Source organism: Microbacterium testaceum, from assembly GCF_001476285.1.
Classification (GTDB): domain Bacteria; phylum Actinomycetota; class Actinomycetes; order Actinomycetales; family Microbacteriaceae; genus Microbacterium; species Microbacterium testaceum_B.
Map to the genome: position 1 here is coordinate 1 of NZ_LDRU01000109.1, position 14,454 is coordinate 14,454.

Sequence of the window (14,454 nt, forward strand, 5' to 3'; positions counted from 1 at the left end):
GAGCACGTCGCGGGTCTGCGACACCATCGGTTGCGCGGGGGCGACGTCTTCGCCGGGCCAGCCGGGGATGACGCCGAGGGCGCCCAGGTGGTTGAGGTCGTAGAACGACGCGTCGGAGACGATGGCATCCGCGGTGCCGTAGATCCAGAGGATCGGCGGCTTCTGGGCGAGGTCGACGATCCCCGACACATCGAAGTAGCGGGGGGCCATGGTGTTGAGCACGCCGATGGTCCCGGGGGCGAACCCCGGCCAGTTCGGGCTCGCCACGGCGTCGCCGGGGTAGTTGCCGCCGGCGGTCGAGGTCGACAGCATCGACTCGACCCACACGTCCTCGTTCTCGCTCGCGTAGCCCGCGGCGACGTACCCCGATCGGAACACCGACCGCGGCGACGTGGGCGCCTCGTCGGTCGTGTCGCGGGCGGTCAGTCGCTGGACGAAGTCGGGGTTCGCGCCGCCCGCGCCGGTGCCGGCGTCGTCGTCGGTGAGACGCGAGCCGTCGCGGCGCGTGCCGCCGAAGCCGAACGGCGAGACGGGGGACTGCAGCGTCAGCGACAGCACGGGGTGGTCGAGCGCGTACTGCATCACCACTCCGCCGCCCATCGACCATCCGACGAGGTGCGCGGTGGGGATGCCGAGCGCCTCGAGGGCGGCGTGGACGTCGTCGCTGAAGTCACGGACGCCGCGTGTGGCATCCACGGGCATGTGCTCGGTGCCGCCGAAACCGCGCAGGTCGATCGCGAGCACGCGCAGGTCGCTGGGGAGGTCCTGCATGATCTCCTGCCAGAACAGCGACGACGACACGTTTCCGTGCACGAAAACGACCGTGTGCTCGGGCGACGTCGCGGGGTCGTCGCCGGTCCTCTCGAGCACATTCACGCTGAGGCGGTCGGTGTCGACGAGACGCGCGCTGATGCCGTCGAAGAGTGTCATGAGAGGGTCCTCCGTGTCGCTCGCGGGTGCCCCGGTACGCCCGCGATCCGACTCTAACGCCCGCCCCTCTCGGTCGCACTCGGGGTTGCCTGGGAGCGGATCGATGCCCTTCGTAGACTGTCGGACATGACGGATGCCACGACCTCTCTGCCCCCGATCGCGATCCTCGGCGCAGGCTCGATGGGAGGAGCCGTCCTCCGCGGTCTCGTCGCGGCCGGGCTGACGGGCGGCGGTGTCACCGCGACCAACCGCTCGATCGCGAAGGCCGCCGAGCTCGCCGAGCTCGAGGGTGTCACGAGCGTCGCCCTCGAGGCGGCTCCGGGCGGCAACACCGCCGCCGTGGCATCCGCCGACATCGTCCTCATCGGCGTGAAGCCGGCCATGGTCCCCGACCTGCTCGACGAGATCGCTCCTCACCTCCGCGCGGGCGCCGTGGTGGTCAGCCTCGCCGCCGGGGTCACTCTCGACACGTTCGCGAAGCACCTCGGCGCCGAGGTGGCCACGCTGCGTTCGATGCCGAACACGCCGTCGCTCGTGGGGAAGGGCGTCACCGGCCTCGCTGCCGGGCCCGCGGCATCCGCTGACGACGTCGCCGTCGTCCGTGCGCTGTTCGAGACGGTGGGGGCCGTGCTCGAGGTCCCCGAGGCGCAGATCGACGCGCTGTCGACGATCTCGGGCTCGGGCCCCGCCTACGTCTTCCTCCTCGTCGAGGAGTTCACCAGGGCGGCCGTCCGGATGGGGTTCGACGACGACCAGGCGCGGATGCTCGCCGAAGAGACCTTCATCGGAGCCACCGCGCTGATGGCGGCGTCGGATGTCGATCCCGCTGAACTCCGCCGCCGCGTGACCAGCCCCAAGGGCACGACGGAACGGGCCATCGCGGTGCTGCAGGACGCGAGGCTCGACCACACCTTCACGACGGCGGCCGAAGCGGCGCTCGCCCGCGCGAAAGAGCTCGCGGCGGGCAACTGACGAGCGATAAACGCTGTCCGCTCGCAGAAACGCGTGCAGCACGCGTTTCTGTGAGCGGAGAGCGTTTATGGGTGGGGGTGGGGCGCCGTCGCGGCGCGGACCCGCCGCGCCCTCGCTCCGGCCGTGCCGTCGCGCCTACGACGCCGCAGCGTCAGCGGTCGAGCGCCGCGAAGCGCTCGATGTCGGAGTTCGTCCCCGACACGATCACGAGGTCGTGGTTGGTGACGACCGTGTCGGCCTCGGCGTAGCGGAAGGGGCGGCCAGGGCTCTTCACCCCGACCACCGTCACGTTGTACTTCGTGCGGACGCCGGACTGATTGAGACCCACGCCGCGGATGAGCTTGGGCGGGTACATCTTGGCGAGGACGAAGTCGTCGTCGAAGCGGATGAAGTCGAGCATGCGTCCGCTCACGAGGTGCGCGACGCGCTCGCCGGCCTCGGCCTCGGGGTAGATGACGTGGTTCGCGCCCACGCGGGCGAGGATCTTGCCGTGCGACTGCGAGACGGCCTTCGCCCAGATCTGCGGCACCTTCAGGTCGACGAGGTTCGCGGTGATGAGGACGGATGCCTCGATGAGCGAGCCCACGGCGACGACAGCCACCTGGAAGTCCTGGGCGCCGATCTGACGGAGCGCGTCGATGTTGCGAGCGTCGGCCTGCACCGCGTGGGTCACCCGCTCCGACCACTTCTGCACGAGCTCGAGGTTGCCGTCGACCGCGAGCACCTCGCGGTCGAGGCGATCGAGTTCTCCGGCGCACGCGGCGCCGAAGCGCCCGAGCCCGATCACCAGAACGGGGGCGTCACTGCGGATGCGTTCAACCAACGATGGGCCTTTCGACGGGCAGCGCGTACAGCTGCGATCGAGACGAGGCCGCGACCGCGGCGGCGAGTGTCACAGTACCAATGCGCCCCATGAACATGGTCACGGCCAGAACGTAGACGGCGGGGTCGGGGAGCTCGGCGGTCAGGCCCGTCGACAGGCCCACCGTGGCGAACCCCGAGATCACGTCGAAGAGCACGTGCTCGATCGGCGCGTCGGTGATCCGGCTGATCGTCACCGTCGAGATCGCGACGATCGTCGCCCCCCACGCCACGACCGAGAGGGCGACCCGCTGCACGTCGCTGGGGATGCGTCGACCGAAGGCCTGCACCGAGGGACGTCCCTTGGCCTCGGAGAACACCGCGAGGGCGAGGACCGCGAGGGTCGTGACCTTGATCCCGCCGGCGGTGGATGCCGAGCCCCCGCCGACGAACATGAGCATCGACCCGACGATCAGGGTGGCCCCGTTGAGGTCGCCGATGTCGATGACCGAGAAGCCGCCCGACCGCGTCATCGCGGAGAGGAAGAAGGCCTGGAACGTCGTGTCCCACGCGTCCATGCTCCCGAAGGTCAACGGGTTGTCGTATTCCAACAGCAGAATGACACCTGCTCCGGCGAAGAAGAGGATCACCGTGGTGATGATGGTGAGCTTCGCGTGCAGGGACCACAGTCGGAATCGCCAGTAGTGACGCCACAGCGTGAAGATGACCGGGAAGCCGATCGACCCGAGGAAGACGCCCAGCATCAGCACCGTGAGGAGGAAGTAGTCCTGCGCGAACGGCGTGAGCCCGTCCGCGTTCGGGACGAACCCCGTGTTGGTGAAGGCCATCGCCGCGTAGTACGGCGCCTCCCAGAGGGCGACGAAGGGGTCGATGCCGCCGATCACGAGCGACGGATAGATGAGGACCGTGAGCCCCGCCTCGATCACGAGGGTCGACAGGGCGACGGTCCGCAGAAGCTGGCCGACCTCGCCGAGGCGGACCGTCTGGCCCTCGTTGACCGGCCCGCCGTGGGCGCGCAGCGGGTTGCTGTCGCCTGCGGCGATCAGCTTCGCCCGCAGGCCCAGCCGCTTCGAGATGACCAGACCCAGGATCGAAGCGAGGGTGAGCACGCCCAAGGCACCGACGTTCACCCCGATGTACGTGATGACGTGGCCGAGCGGCGACCAGTGCGTGTACATGTTCACCGTCGACAGGCCGGTCACGCAGATCGTCGAGACGGCGGTGAACAGGGCATCGGCGAACGGCGTGCGCTGTCCGCTCGCCGAAGCCTGGGGGAGCGAGAACAGCGCGGTGAAGAGCAGGATGAGCGCGACGAAGACGAGGACCGCGAAACGCGCCGGCGATGACGTCGTCAGATTCCGCAGTCGGTCCCATGCCTCGGCCGCCATGCGTCGCGCGCGCACGGACAGGCGCACCTCATTCGGCGTCGCTGCCATGCGCCGCTCCCTTCGGTGCCCGAACCCGAATCATGGTACTCGGGCGGGGGCGCGGCTAACCTAATGCCATGGCGGACATCTTCGACGTGATCGCTGACGGAACGCGTCGCGACATCCTTCAGCTGCTCCTGGAGCGGGCGACCGGTGGCGAGCGCGGAACGAGCGTGTCGCAGATCGTGTCGGCGCTCGGCGTGAGCCAGCCGACCGTCTCGAAGCACCTGAAGGTGCTCCGTGAGGCGCAGCTCGTCACGGTTCGCGAGGAGGGGCAGCACCGGTACTACAGCCTGGCCGTCGCCCCGCTCGACGAGGTCGACGACTGGCTCGTGCCGTTCTTCTCGGTGGATGCCGAGAACGAGCCGGCTCTGCCGGAATCGGCGATGCACTACGCCGAGGTCGTGGGTCGCGCGGCCGCCTCGGTGAAGCACTCTGTGGCGACGGCATTCCGCAAACTGCCCGGGCGGTGATTCGCATACGCGAATCACAGTGGCCACATAGGTTTACAGCCGTCGCACCCAGACCCTAGAGTGTCCAGCATCGAAGGGTGAGTCCACCCAGGACGAAGGGTGAACGATGGCAGAGCTTCCCGACATGCGCTTCCTCACGGTCGCGGAGGTCGCCGAGCTCATGCGCGTCTCGAAGATGACGGTCTACCGTCTGGTGCACGCCGGTGAACTGCCGGCCGTGCGCTTCGGACGCAGCTATCGTGTGCCGGAATCGGCCGTCGCCGAGGCCGTGCAACGCCCGGTGTCCGACGTCGGCTAGACTGATCCGAGGCTTTTTTCCAACGCCTGCTGTTCCCGGGGGCCGACATCGGCACCCAGACCCCGACTTAGTGAGGTTTTCCGTGGGTTCTGTCATCAAGAAGCGCCGTAAGCGCATGGCGAAGAAGAAGCACCGCAAGCTGCTTCGCAAGACTCGTCACCAGCGCCGCAACAAGAAGTAAGCGGCCACCACACCGAGCGCCTGTCCGATGCGACGGGCGCTTCGTGTATGCGCCCGCCAGATCCGCTCTTCGGAGGAAAGCATGCAGTCCATCACCATCGCCGAGCTGCGCGCCGGTCGCGATCGTCCGCTCATCGACGTGCGCGAGGAGCACGAGTTCGCCGCGGGACACGTCCCCGGTGCCGTGAACATCCCCATGTCGATGCTCGGTGACCACCTCGACGAGATCCCCGCCGAGCCGTTCGACGTCATCTGCCAGGCGGGCGGGCGCTCCGCGCGCGTGGTCGAGGCTCTCTCGGCGCGTGGCCACGACGCCACGAACGTCGAGGGCGGCACGGGCGAATGGATCGCCGCGGGCTACGACGTCGAGGTCTGACCTCACCGTTCATCCTCCTAGGATGAAGACGTGACGACCCTCACGTTGATCGGTAAGCCCGACTGCCACCTCTGCGAGGTCGCCGAGCAGATCGTCGAGACGGTCGTCGCCGAGCTCCCCTCCGACGTGGCGGACCGCGTCGTCATCGACCATGCCTCGATCGCGGATGACGCCGCGCTCTACGAGAAGTGGTGGGAGAAGATCCCCGTCGTCCTCATCGACGGAGAACTCCACGCGCACTGGCGCGTCTCGGCCGACCGACTGCGCACCACCCTGTTGGCTGCCGACACCGAAGGAACCCCCGCGTGAGCATCCGACACATCGTCCTCTGGAAGCTGGCGGCCGACGACGCCGACACTCGTGCGCTGCACGCCGAGCAGATCGAAGAACGTCTGCTCGGGCTGCGCGACGTCATCGACGAGATCGAGCACCTCGAGATCGGGCGCAACGTCGTCTCCCCGCAGACCAACTGGGATGTCGCGCTCGTCAGCCAGTTCGCGGATGCCGACGCCCTCGAGCGCTATCAGGTGCACCCCGCGCACCAAGAGGTGGCCGCCTTCGTGCGGTCGGTCGTCGCCGAGCGCGCGTGCGTCGACTACCCCGCCTGAGCTCGACCGTGTAGACCACGACCGCCTGAGCTCGAGCGCTCAGAGCGCGGTCGCGTGGAGCCCGGTCGGTCGTCGAGAGCCGGGCTTCAGCCGATCGGTCGGATCGTCGCGGGCGCCGGCGCGAGAGCGACGCGGATGTGATCTTCCGGGTCCAAGCGGAGCTCGGACGGGTGCTCGACGACGACCTGAACGCCGTCGGAGGTGCGGACGGTGGATCGTCGCGCGCTGCCGAGGAACGTCGTCGCCTCGACGACGGCATCCATCCCGGGGTCGTCCGATCCGATGACCAGGACGTTCTCGGGGCGCACGATGACCTCGCAGTGACCGTCGGCAGCGGGGCGGGCGAGGGGCACCTCTCGGCCCCAGACCTCGACGATCGAGCCATCGACGATACCCGGCACAGCGTTGACAGGGCCGAGTACCTCGGCGACCACGGCGTCGTCGACGCGCGTGTAGAGCTCGTCCGGGGACCCCGCGGCGATGACGCGGCCTCGATCCATGACGACCAGGCGATCGGCCACGGCCGCGGCCTCGGCCGTGTCGCGCGTGACCCAGAGCGTCGTCACCCGGCGCGCGCGGAGCTCGTGCACGACCCGGTCGCGCGTCTCGGCCCGCGCCGCGGTCGGAAGCGCGGCGAGAGGATCGTCGAGCGCGAGGGCTCCGGGGCCGGTCGCCAGAGCACGTGCGAGAGCCCAACGCTGGCGGTCGCCGTGCGCGAGCCGGTGCACGAGCTTGTCCAGCGCCCCGAGACCCACGACCTGCGCCAGGCGGGTCGCCTCGGCCTCGGCATCTGGTCGTCCCACTCGTCGCGCCATGGCGGCGATCGAGGTGCCTACGCGGCCGAATCGCGCGACGGGGGTGCGGTCACGGACCTCCGGTATCCGCGGAGCCGCCGCCCCCGCGCGTCCGTCGACGGTGATGACTCCGGCGTCGGGACGCTCGGCGCCCGTCACCGCGCGCAGCAGCGTCGAGGCTCCGCACCCGATCGGGCCGACGAAGGCGATGATCTCGCCCGACCGTATCTCGAGGTCGATGTCACGCAGCACGGGATTGCCCGCACGGGAACGGCGCACGCCCTGCAGGGAGATCGCCCACCCCGCCCGCGCGGAGTCGCCGGTCGAGGGCGGCGGGTCCACGGAGCGCACGGTGGTCATGCGTCGACGTTACGAGCCCCCTATGACGTGACGACGCCCGGGGAGTGAACCCCGGGCGTCGGTCGCTCGAACCTTACGGGGCGAGGCGGGTCGGACCGCGGAACAGGTAGGTGACCTCGCGGATCGAGGATTCGCCGAGCAGGAGCATCAGCACGCGCGCGAGACCCATGCCGAAACCGCCGTGCGGCGGGGCGCCGAAGCGGAAGAAGTCGAGGTAGAAGTCGAGGTGCTCGGGGTCGAGACCCTTCTCCTTCGCCTGCTCGATGAGCACGTCGACCCGGTGCTCGCGCTGCGCGCCGGTGGTGATCTCGACGCCGTTGAAGAGCAGGTCGTACGACTTGGTCAGCCCGGTCTCTTCGTCACGCATGTGGTAGAAAGCGCGGATCTCGGGGTGGTAGTCGGTGATGAACACGAACTGGTGCCCGTACGTCTCGGCCACGTGGGCCGCGATCTGGCGCTCGCCCTCGGGGTCGAGGTCGCCGTCGGTGCGGGGGATCTCGTAGCCGCGAGCGGCGACGATCTCGCGCGCCTCGGCGAGCGGGATGCGCGGGAAGGGCAGCGTCGGCACCTGGACCTCGATGCCGAACAGCTCCTGGATCTCGGCGCCGTGCTTGTCGGCGACGGCCTGGAACGCCGTGTGCAGGAGTTCTTCCTGCATGCGCGCGACGTCTTCGTGCGAGTCGATCCAGCTGATCTCGGCGTCGATCGAGGTGAACTCGGTCGCGTGACGGCTGGTGAACGAGGGGTCGGCGCGGAACGCGGGAGCGATCTCGAAGATCTTGCCGAACCCGGCGACCTGGGCCATCTGCTTGAAGAACTGCGGGCTCTGCGCGAGGTAGGCCGTCTTGTCTTCGAAGTAGGGCACCTCGAACAGCTCGGCGTTCGACTCCGAGGGGGATGCCATGAGCTTGGGGGAGTGCACCTCGATGTAGTCGCGCTCGACCCAGTACGTGCGCATGGCGTGCTCGAGCGTCGTCTGCACGCGGAAGATGAGGTTGTTGCGGCGCTGACGCAGGTCGATGAAGCGCCAGTCCATGCGCTTGTCGGGGCTGCTGTCGGCGGCGATCGGCGTCTCGGGGTTCGCCGCGGCGGCGATGACCAGCTCGCCGACCTTGATCTCGACGCCGCCGAGCTTGACGCGCTCGTCGTGCTTCAGCTCACCGCGCACGGTGAGGAACGTGCCGGTCGCGAGGGCACCGATCTTCTCGGTGAGCGCGAGGGCAGCGGCATCCTGATCCGTGGCGTCCTCGGACGGGCGGGTGGCCGGGTTGACCAGCTGCACGGCACCCGTCTCGTCGCGGAGCACGACGAACTGCACCTTCTTCTGATCGCGCACGGTTTCGACCCATCCCGACACCTCGACGGGGCCGGCGGGGAGGGATTTCAGCTGGTTGACCAGGACGCGTTCGCTCACGATCGACCAGTCTACGTGTGGGGGTGAGGCGGCCCGCGCTCAGCGGCCGGAGCCGGCCGTCAGCCCCGCCTTGACGTGACGCTGCGCCGCGAGGATGACCACGAGAGCGGGCACGCTGGCGATGAGCGACGCCGCCATGGTCGCCGCCCACGTGTTCAGGTTCGAGTTCGACAGCGCCAGGATCAGCACCGAGATGGGGTACATCTCGTTGCGGTTCACCAGCGTCAGGCCGAAGAGCAGATCGCCCCAGCTGAAGAGGAACGCGAACACACCGGCGGTGACGATCGCGTTGCGCGACAGCGGAACGACGATCCGCCACAGCGTCCCGAGAGGCCCGAGGCCGTCGACGGTGGCCGCCTCGATCACCTCGGTGTCCAGGCGCAGCATGAACGCGCGCATGACGATCACCGCGAAGGGCACTCCGGCGGTGGAGTTGGCGAGGATGAGCCCGATGAACGTGTTCAGCAGGCCCCACGAGTTGAACATCGCGTAGAAGGACGTCGCCAGCACGACGCTCGGGATCATCTGCGCCAGCAGCAGGAGGATCAGAGCGATGCTCACGGCCCGAGACCGGAGCCGACTGAGCGCGTACGCCGCGGGGATCGCGACGAGCAGGGTCACCAGCACCGAGCCCAGCGAGACCAGGATCGACACCCGCAGGCCACCGATCCCCGCGTCGTCCAGGGCCATCTGGTACCCGCCGAGACCGGGCGAGGCCGGGAACCACGCGGTGTCGGCCGAGTTCGCCTGCGGTTGGAGGGATGCCGAGATCATCCAGTAGACAGGGAAGAGATACACCGCGAGCACCGCGACCGTGACGATCGTCCACGTCCAGCCGCGACGGCGGCGGCGCCTCGAGACGGCGGAGGGCGTGAGCGGCGCCGCGTCGACGGCGGGCGCGGCGGGCAGGGTCGCGGTCATTCCTCACGCTCCCGACGGATCGACATCACGGTGTACGCGATGGCGAAGAGGATGCTGATACCGAGCAGCAGCATGCCGTAGGCGCCGCCCTGCCCGAACTGGAACTGCTGGAAGGCCTGTCGGTACGACAGGAGGCCGAGCGTGACCGTGCTGTTCGCGGGACCGCCCGCGGTCAGCACGAGCACGAGGTCGACGATGAGCAGCGTGTAGACGACGCTCATCACCACGAGCACCGAGACGACGGGCCAGATCGTGGGCAGCACGATCGCGGTGAGTCGGCGCCAGGCGCCGGCGCCGTCGAGTTGCGCCGCCTCGAGCTGCTCGGCGGGGACCTGCTTGAGGGCGGCACCGAGGATGGTCGCCCAGTACGGCAGGCTCGCCCAGACCGCGACGACGATCACGGCGGGCAGTGCGGTCGCCGGATTCGCGAGCCACGCCTGGACGGGGATGCCGAGGGTGCCGAGGATGTCATTGATGGGGCCGTCGCCGGCCAGGAGTGATTTCCACACCGTCGCGACGACGACGGCGGGCAGCAGCCACGGCAGAAGGATGAGGGTCGGGAGCCAGCGGCTGCCCGGGAACGTGCGCGCGAACAGCAGCGCCAGCAGCAGGCCCAGGACGAGCTCCACGGCGACGGAGACGACCGTGATCGTCACGGTGTTCGTGAGAGCGCGGAAGGTGATCGGCTCGGCGAGGATCGCCTCGAAGTTGGCCGTGCCGACGAACGGTGCTCGGCCGGTGATGAAGGTGCCGGTCGTGTAGTTCGTCGTGCTCATGTACACGCCGTACCCGAGCGGGAAGAGGAAGAAGACGACGAAGAACACGATGGCCGGGGTGAGGAACCCCCACAGCTCACCGCGCTGACGCGCCGCGAGAGAACGCCGGAACCGGCCGGGGGCGGGAGCCCCCGACCGGCCAGTCGTTTTCAGCGTGTCCGCTGTCACTTGCCGCTGGCCTGCTCCAGCGCGGCCTGCGCGGTCTGCCCGCCGACGGTCGCGGCCTGGATCGCGTCGACGTACTGCTGCTGCAGCGTATTCCACTCGGTGCCCAGCTGCGCGGAGTTGTACGCACCATCGACGGCGTCGACGAACGGAGCGGCCGCGGGCACCTTCTCGACGAAGGCGGTCTGCGCGCTCTGCAGAGCGGGAATGTACCCGCCCTGAACGGCGGTGTCGATCTGGTTCTCCTCGGATGCGCGGCACTTGATGAGAGCTGCGGCGGCCGCCTCCTTCTGGGCATCCGCGTTCGCCGCGGCGCCGTAGACGTAGCCCAGGAGGTTCACCTTCGGCGACTCACCGGACTTCGCGGTGGGGAAGGGGAACGTGCCCCACTCGAAGGGGATCGAGGTGTCGACGAGGTTCCACGGACCCGAGACGGTCAGCGCCGCCTTCTGCGAGGTCCACTGGTCGATCGACTCCCAGCCCCAGTTCACGAACTCGGACGACAGCGAGCCGTTCGCGACGAGGTTCTTGTACAGATCGACCGCCTCGACAGCGCCGGCGCCGGTCGGGTCGGCGGGGTCGCCGCCGGCCGAGAGCAGGAACGGCAGGAAGTACACCGGGGTCGAGCCGTCGCCGCCGATGCCGGGGAGCACGATGCCCTTCTGGTCGGCGGTGGTGAGGGAGCCCGCGAGCTTGACGAGGTCGTCGAACGTCTTCGGGGCCGTCTCGGGGATGCCGGCGGCCGCGAACGCCGCCTTGTTGTAGAAGATCGCGTAGTCCTCGACCTGGACCGGCAGGCCGTAGAGCGTGTCCTGGTAGGTGCCGAGACCGGCGACGCTGTCGGCCAGACCGTCGGTGCCGATGCCGTACTGGCTGAGGTCGGCGAGGACGCCCTGCGAGGCGAGCTGGGGGAGCTGGGTGTCGGTGGAGAGCAGGGCCACGTCGGGCAGCGCCTTGGCGCCCGCCGCCTGCAGCAGCTTCGTCGTGTAGTCACCGGACTGCGTCTGGACGTCCACCGTGATGCCGAGCTGGGACGCGCAGTCCTCGAAGTACTTCTTCTGCAGCCCCTGGTACGGCTCGAAATCGATGCTGTTCCACACCGTCAGGCTGACGCCGTCGAAGCCGTCGGTCTGGGCGGGTGCGGCCTGGCCGCCGCCTCCGGAGCAGGCCGTGAGGGCGAGCGCGGCGGTGAGGCCGACGGCGGGCAGTGCGACGCGTCGGAGTCGCTGCGACGTGGATGCCATGGGTGTGTCCGTTCCCGACGACGCCGACGGCGCCGATCGACATGTGCTGTGGGGGTGAGCGGCGGAGTCCGCCCGCGTCACCCCTCACTCTGGGGTGTTCACGTGACGAACAGGGAACGAACATGTCACGCGGTGTAACACCCGGCCGTGTCGGAGCGAGAGAGCGGGCAGGGTGAAGGCATGGCATCCCCTTCTTCTTCCGTGTCTCGCCGCGTGCTCGTCGACACCGACACGGGTCTCGACGACGCCCACTCGCTGATGTACCTGCTGGCGCAGCCCGACGTCGAGATCGAGGCAATCACCACGATCTACGGCAACACGCCGGTCGAGGACTCGGCGCGCAACGTCCGCACCGTCCTCCGGCTCGCCGGGCGCGAGGACATCCCGATCCACCTCGGCGAAGCCGCCCCCATCGAGGGTGAGGCGTCGATCGCCGACTTCGTGCACGGTGTCGACGGACTCGGCGATCGCTTCGAGCGCGCCGAACTGCGGGTCGAGGACGAGAGCGCGGTGGATGCCATCGTCCGCATCGCCGCGGAGAACCCGGGCGAGGTCGACCTCCACCCCCTCGGCCCGCTGACGAACATCGCTCGGGCGCTCGAGCGCGACCCCGAGCTCTTCCTGAAGTACCGTTCCGTGGTCATCATGGGCGGTGCCGGACCGTACCCCGCTCCGGGCGGGGCGACGCTCACGGATGCCAACACCGCCAACGACCGCCGTGCCGCCGAGATCGTCTTCGGCGCGCGCAACAACGGCAACGTCGTCATGGTGGGCGTGAACGTGACCGCCCAGGCGATCCTCGACGAGCACGTGCTCACCGTGTTGCGAGGGATCGGCACCCCGTGGGCGACGTTCGCGGGCGAGGTGCTCGACGCCTACAACGACTTCTACCAGTACAAGTGGGGTCGCCGGATCTCCTCGGCGCATGACGGCCTGGCCACGGTCGTGCTGCACCGTCCCGAGATCGTCACCGGCTGGATCGAGGGACCGGTGGACTTCACCCCGTACGCCGACTCGCTCGCCACGCGGATCGCCCTGACGAACGACGGGCTGCCGCTGGTCTGGGGGACGCCGGACGGGCCGTCGGTCCGCGCCGTCACGTCGTTCGACAAGACGGAGTTCCTCCGCCGCTTCGTGCAGGCCCTCTCGACCGGCCCGGCCTCGCGCGGCTGATCTTGAGGCGTGCTCCCGCCGACGCTCGGCGGGAGCACCCCCGGCTCAGCGCGCGCCGGCGCGGGCGGGGTGGTCGTCCGCGAGGCGGTCGCGGCGGTCGGAGCGCAGGCGGGAGCGGAACGTGCCGTCCTTCGGGAAGCCGCCGTACAGTCCGCGCTCGGTGAGGGCGGGGACGAGCATCTCGGCGAAGTCCTCGACCGACGCGGGCGACAGGAACGGGTGCAGCAGGAAGCCGTCGACTCCCGACTCCTCGACGAACGACCCGATCGCGTCGGCGACGGCGTCGGGGGTGCCGAGGAACCTGTCGTCGGCGAACGCCGTGACCCTTGCGAACTGACGGCGCACATCGCCCGCCGTCAGTGTGGGCGCGTCCGCGCGGGTCTCCTTCGTCTGCGTGGCGTTGGTGGCGCGCTTGACGAGCGGCTCGTCGTCCGCGTATCGCGAGAAGTCGATGCCGCCCCACCCGGCGTAGGCGGCGAGCTGAGCCTCGGAAGAGTAGTGCGCCTGGAGCGAGTCGATCTTCTCCTGCACCGCGATGTCGGTCGGGGCCACCACGAGGTTCATGCCGACGACGGCGCGGATCTGCGTGGCATCCCGGCCCAATTCTTCGGCCCTTTTGCGGATGCCGGCGAGCCCCTCGCGGATCGCCACGGGGTCGCTGTCGCCCACGAAGATCAGCTCGGCGTGGCGCGCGGCGAACTCGCGGCCGCGCGGCGACCAACCGGCCTGGATGATGACCGGTGTGCGCTGCGGCGACGGGGTGCTGAGGTGCGGTCCCGCGACGCGGAAGTGCTCGCCCTCGTGATCGATGCGGTGGACCTTCGCGGGATCGGCGAAGCGCCCGGTGGCCTTGTCGCCGAGGAACGCGTCGTCTTCCCAGCTGCGTTCCCACAGCGCGTACGCGACCTCGAGGAACTCGTCGGCCCGGTTGTAACGCTGATCGTGGGCGAGCACGTCGAGGCCGAAGTTCGCGGCGGCCCCCGGGAGGTACGAGGTGACGACGTTCCAGCCGATGCGCCCGTCCGTGAGGTGGTCGAGGGTCGAGAACCGACGTGCGTGCGCGAAGGGGTGCTCGTACGTGGTCGAGACGGTCGTGCCGAAGGCGAGGTTCTCGGTGACGGCGGCGAGCGCGGGGATGTGCAGCATCGGGTCGAGCGCAGGCAGTTCGACGCCGGTCTCGATCGCCGTCGCGGCGGAGCCGCGATACGTGTCGTACATGCCGAGCACGTCGCCGAAGAAGAAGAGATCCATGCCGGCGGCTTCGACGCGGCGGGCCTGGTCGGTCCAGTAGCGCAGCGAGGTCGCGGAGAGGCGGTCGTCGGCGGGATGCGTCCACATGCTCGCCGCCGAGGAGCCGTTGCCCACGCACGCCTGCTCGTACAGACCGAAGAGCAGGGGGCGGGGATCAGACATTCGCGGGGGTCCGTTCTTCTCGGGCGGGGGTGCGCCAACGGACTTCTCCGCCGACGACGGTGTGGGATGCCTCGGCGGGGGCGTTCCCGCGGAGTTCCCCAGTTGCGT

17 protein-coding genes are annotated in these 14,454 nt (G+C 69.4%); 8 read left to right on the forward strand and 9 right to left on the reverse strand.

The window, feature by feature from the left end; all coding sequences use genetic code 11:
* Nucleotides 1-930, reverse strand: a 930-nt coding sequence (locus NS283_RS16520) for an alpha/beta fold hydrolase (RefSeq protein WP_058597948.1), incomplete at its 3' end; no start/stop codon positions are given.
* Nucleotides 931-1,056: 126 nt separating this feature from the next.
* Between NS283_RS16520 and proC the strand changes: the two genes are divergently transcribed.
* Nucleotides 1,057-1,902 (forward strand): pyrroline-5-carboxylate reductase, encoded by an 846-nt coding sequence (gene proC, locus NS283_RS16525; RefSeq protein WP_058597949.1) that lies wholly within the window; start codon nucleotides 1,057-1,059, stop codon nucleotides 1,900-1,902.
* A 151-nt stretch (nucleotides 1,903-2,053) separates the two neighbouring features.
* Here the strand turns inward: proC and NS283_RS16530 are convergent, their stop codons facing one another.
* Nucleotides 2,054-2,725, reverse strand: a complete 672-nt coding sequence (locus NS283_RS16530; protein ID WP_013585403.1) for a potassium channel family protein — start codon at nucleotides 2,723-2,725, stop codon at nucleotides 2,054-2,056.
* Nucleotides 2,718-4,160 carry a potassium transporter TrkG gene (locus tag NS283_RS16535; RefSeq protein ID WP_153003404.1) on the reverse strand — a complete coding sequence of 481 codons (1,443 nt, stop codon included), beginning with the start codon at nucleotides 4,158-4,160 and terminating at the stop codon, nucleotides 2,718-2,720. Before NS283_RS16535 ends, NS283_RS16530 begins: the two co-directional genes overlap by 8 nt.
* Nucleotides 4,161-4,228: 68 nt before the next feature.
* On the opposite strand from NS283_RS16535, the gene NS283_RS16540 reads away from it, so the two are divergent.
* The 6 genes from NS283_RS16540 to NS283_RS16560 all read left to right on the forward strand — a co-directional run bounded on the left by NS283_RS16540 (nucleotide 4,229) and on the right by NS283_RS16560 (nucleotide 6,086).
* Nucleotides 4,229-4,624, forward strand: coding sequence for an ArsR/SmtB family transcription factor (locus tag NS283_RS16540; protein WP_058597950.1), 396 nt, complete (start codon nucleotides 4,229-4,231; stop codon nucleotides 4,622-4,624).
* A 106-nt stretch (nucleotides 4,625-4,730) separates the two neighbouring features.
* Entirely contained in the window at nucleotides 4,731-4,922 is a 192-nt protein-coding gene (locus NS283_RS16545; protein ID WP_013585406.1) for a helix-turn-helix domain-containing protein, read from the forward strand.
* Between the two features lie 82 nt (nucleotides 4,923-5,004).
* The gene (locus NS283_RS18480; protein ID WP_003792170.1) at nucleotides 5,005-5,103 is read left to right on the forward strand and encodes a 30S ribosomal protein bS22; all 99 of its coding nucleotides are present in this window, start codon (nucleotides 5,005-5,007) and stop codon (nucleotides 5,101-5,103) included.
* A gap of 81 nt (nucleotides 5,104-5,184) precedes the next feature.
* Nucleotides 5,185-5,478: a rhodanese-like domain-containing protein gene (locus NS283_RS16550; RefSeq protein WP_058597951.1), complete on the forward strand. Its 294-nt coding sequence runs from the start codon at nucleotides 5,185-5,187 to the stop codon at nucleotides 5,476-5,478.
* Between the two features lie 30 nt (nucleotides 5,479-5,508).
* On the forward strand, nucleotides 5,509-5,787 hold the full coding sequence (locus NS283_RS16555; RefSeq protein ID WP_058597952.1) for a glutaredoxin family protein: 279 nt from the start codon (nucleotides 5,509-5,511) through the stop codon (nucleotides 5,785-5,787).
* Nucleotides 5,784-6,086 carry a Dabb family protein gene (locus NS283_RS16560; RefSeq protein WP_058597953.1) on the forward strand — a complete coding sequence of 101 codons (303 nt, stop codon included), beginning with the start codon at nucleotides 5,784-5,786 and terminating at the stop codon, nucleotides 6,084-6,086. The genes NS283_RS16555 and NS283_RS16560 overlap by 4 nt, the downstream gene beginning before the upstream one ends.
* A gap of 86 nt (nucleotides 6,087-6,172) precedes the next feature.
* Here the strand turns inward: NS283_RS16560 and NS283_RS16565 are convergent, their stop codons facing one another.
* From NS283_RS16565 to NS283_RS16585, 5 genes are all read right to left on the reverse strand, one after another.
* Nucleotides 6,173-7,240, reverse strand: a complete 1,068-nt coding sequence (locus NS283_RS16565) for an ABC transporter ATP-binding protein (RefSeq protein WP_058597954.1) — start codon at nucleotides 7,238-7,240, stop codon at nucleotides 6,173-6,175.
* A 73-nt stretch (nucleotides 7,241-7,313) separates the two neighbouring features.
* Entirely contained in the window at nucleotides 7,314-8,654 is a 1,341-nt protein-coding gene (aspS, locus tag NS283_RS16570; RefSeq protein WP_058597955.1) for an aspartate--tRNA(Asn) ligase, read from the reverse strand.
* Between the two features lie 39 nt (nucleotides 8,655-8,693).
* Nucleotides 8,694-9,575, reverse strand: a complete 882-nt coding sequence (locus NS283_RS16575; protein WP_058597956.1) for a carbohydrate ABC transporter permease — start codon at nucleotides 9,573-9,575, stop codon at nucleotides 8,694-8,696.
* Nucleotides 9,572-10,519 (reverse strand): carbohydrate ABC transporter permease, encoded by a 948-nt coding sequence (locus NS283_RS16580; RefSeq protein ID WP_058597957.1) that lies wholly within the window; start codon nucleotides 10,517-10,519, stop codon nucleotides 9,572-9,574. The genes NS283_RS16575 and NS283_RS16580 overlap by 4 nt, the downstream gene beginning before the upstream one ends.
* Nucleotides 10,516-11,760, reverse strand: coding sequence for a sugar ABC transporter substrate-binding protein (locus NS283_RS16585; RefSeq protein WP_058597958.1), 1,245 nt, complete (start codon nucleotides 11,758-11,760; stop codon nucleotides 10,516-10,518). Before NS283_RS16585 ends, NS283_RS16580 begins: the two co-directional genes overlap by 4 nt.
* A gap of 180 nt (nucleotides 11,761-11,940) precedes the next feature.
* On the opposite strand from NS283_RS16585, the gene NS283_RS16590 reads away from it, so the two are divergent.
* Nucleotides 11,941-12,933, forward strand: coding sequence for a nucleoside hydrolase (locus NS283_RS16590; RefSeq protein WP_081317470.1), 993 nt, complete (start codon nucleotides 11,941-11,943; stop codon nucleotides 12,931-12,933).
* 45 nt (nucleotides 12,934-12,978) lie between these two features.
* On the opposite strand, the gene NS283_RS16595 is transcribed toward NS283_RS16590, so the two are convergent.
* Complete coding sequence (locus NS283_RS16595) at nucleotides 12,979-14,346, reverse strand: NtaA/DmoA family FMN-dependent monooxygenase (RefSeq protein WP_058597960.1); 1,368 nt, start codon at nucleotides 14,344-14,346, stop codon at nucleotides 12,979-12,981.
* Nucleotides 14,347-14,454 lie beyond the last annotated feature (108 nt).

Excerpts from the sequence above, each read along its gene's own strand:
- proC (WP_058597949.1), top strand. The coding sequence starts at position 1,057 with ATGACGGATGCCACGACCTCTCTGCCCCCGATCGCGATCCTCGGCGCA.
- NS283_RS16535 (WP_153003404.1), bottom strand. The coding sequence starts at position 4,160 with ATGGCAGCGACGCCGAATGAGGTGCGCCTGTCCGTGCGCGCGCGACGC.
- NS283_RS16540 (WP_058597950.1), top strand. The coding sequence starts at position 4,229 with ATGGCGGACATCTTCGACGTGATCGCTGACGGAACGCGTCGCGACATC.
- NS283_RS16545 (WP_013585406.1), top strand. The coding sequence starts at position 4,731 with ATGGCAGAGCTTCCCGACATGCGCTTCCTCACGGTCGCGGAGGTCGCC.
- NS283_RS16550 (WP_058597951.1), top strand. The coding sequence starts at position 5,185 with ATGCAGTCCATCACCATCGCCGAGCTGCGCGCCGGTCGCGATCGTCCG.
- NS283_RS16565 (WP_058597954.1), bottom strand. The coding sequence starts at position 7,240 with ATGACCACCGTGCGCTCCGTGGACCCGCCGCCCTCGACCGGCGACTCC.
- NS283_RS16575 (WP_058597956.1), bottom strand. The coding sequence starts at position 9,575 with ATGACCGCGACCCTGCCCGCCGCGCCCGCCGTCGACGCGGCGCCGCTC.
- NS283_RS16585 (WP_058597958.1), bottom strand. The coding sequence starts at position 11,760 with ATGGCATCCACGTCGCAGCGACTCCGACGCGTCGCACTGCCCGCCGTC.
- NS283_RS16590 (WP_081317470.1), top strand. The coding sequence starts at position 11,941 with ATGGCATCCCCTTCTTCTTCCGTGTCTCGCCGCGTGCTCGTCGACACC.
- NS283_RS16595 (WP_058597960.1), bottom strand. The coding sequence starts at position 14,346 with ATGTCTGATCCCCGCCCCCTGCTCTTCGGTCTGTACGAGCAGGCGTGC.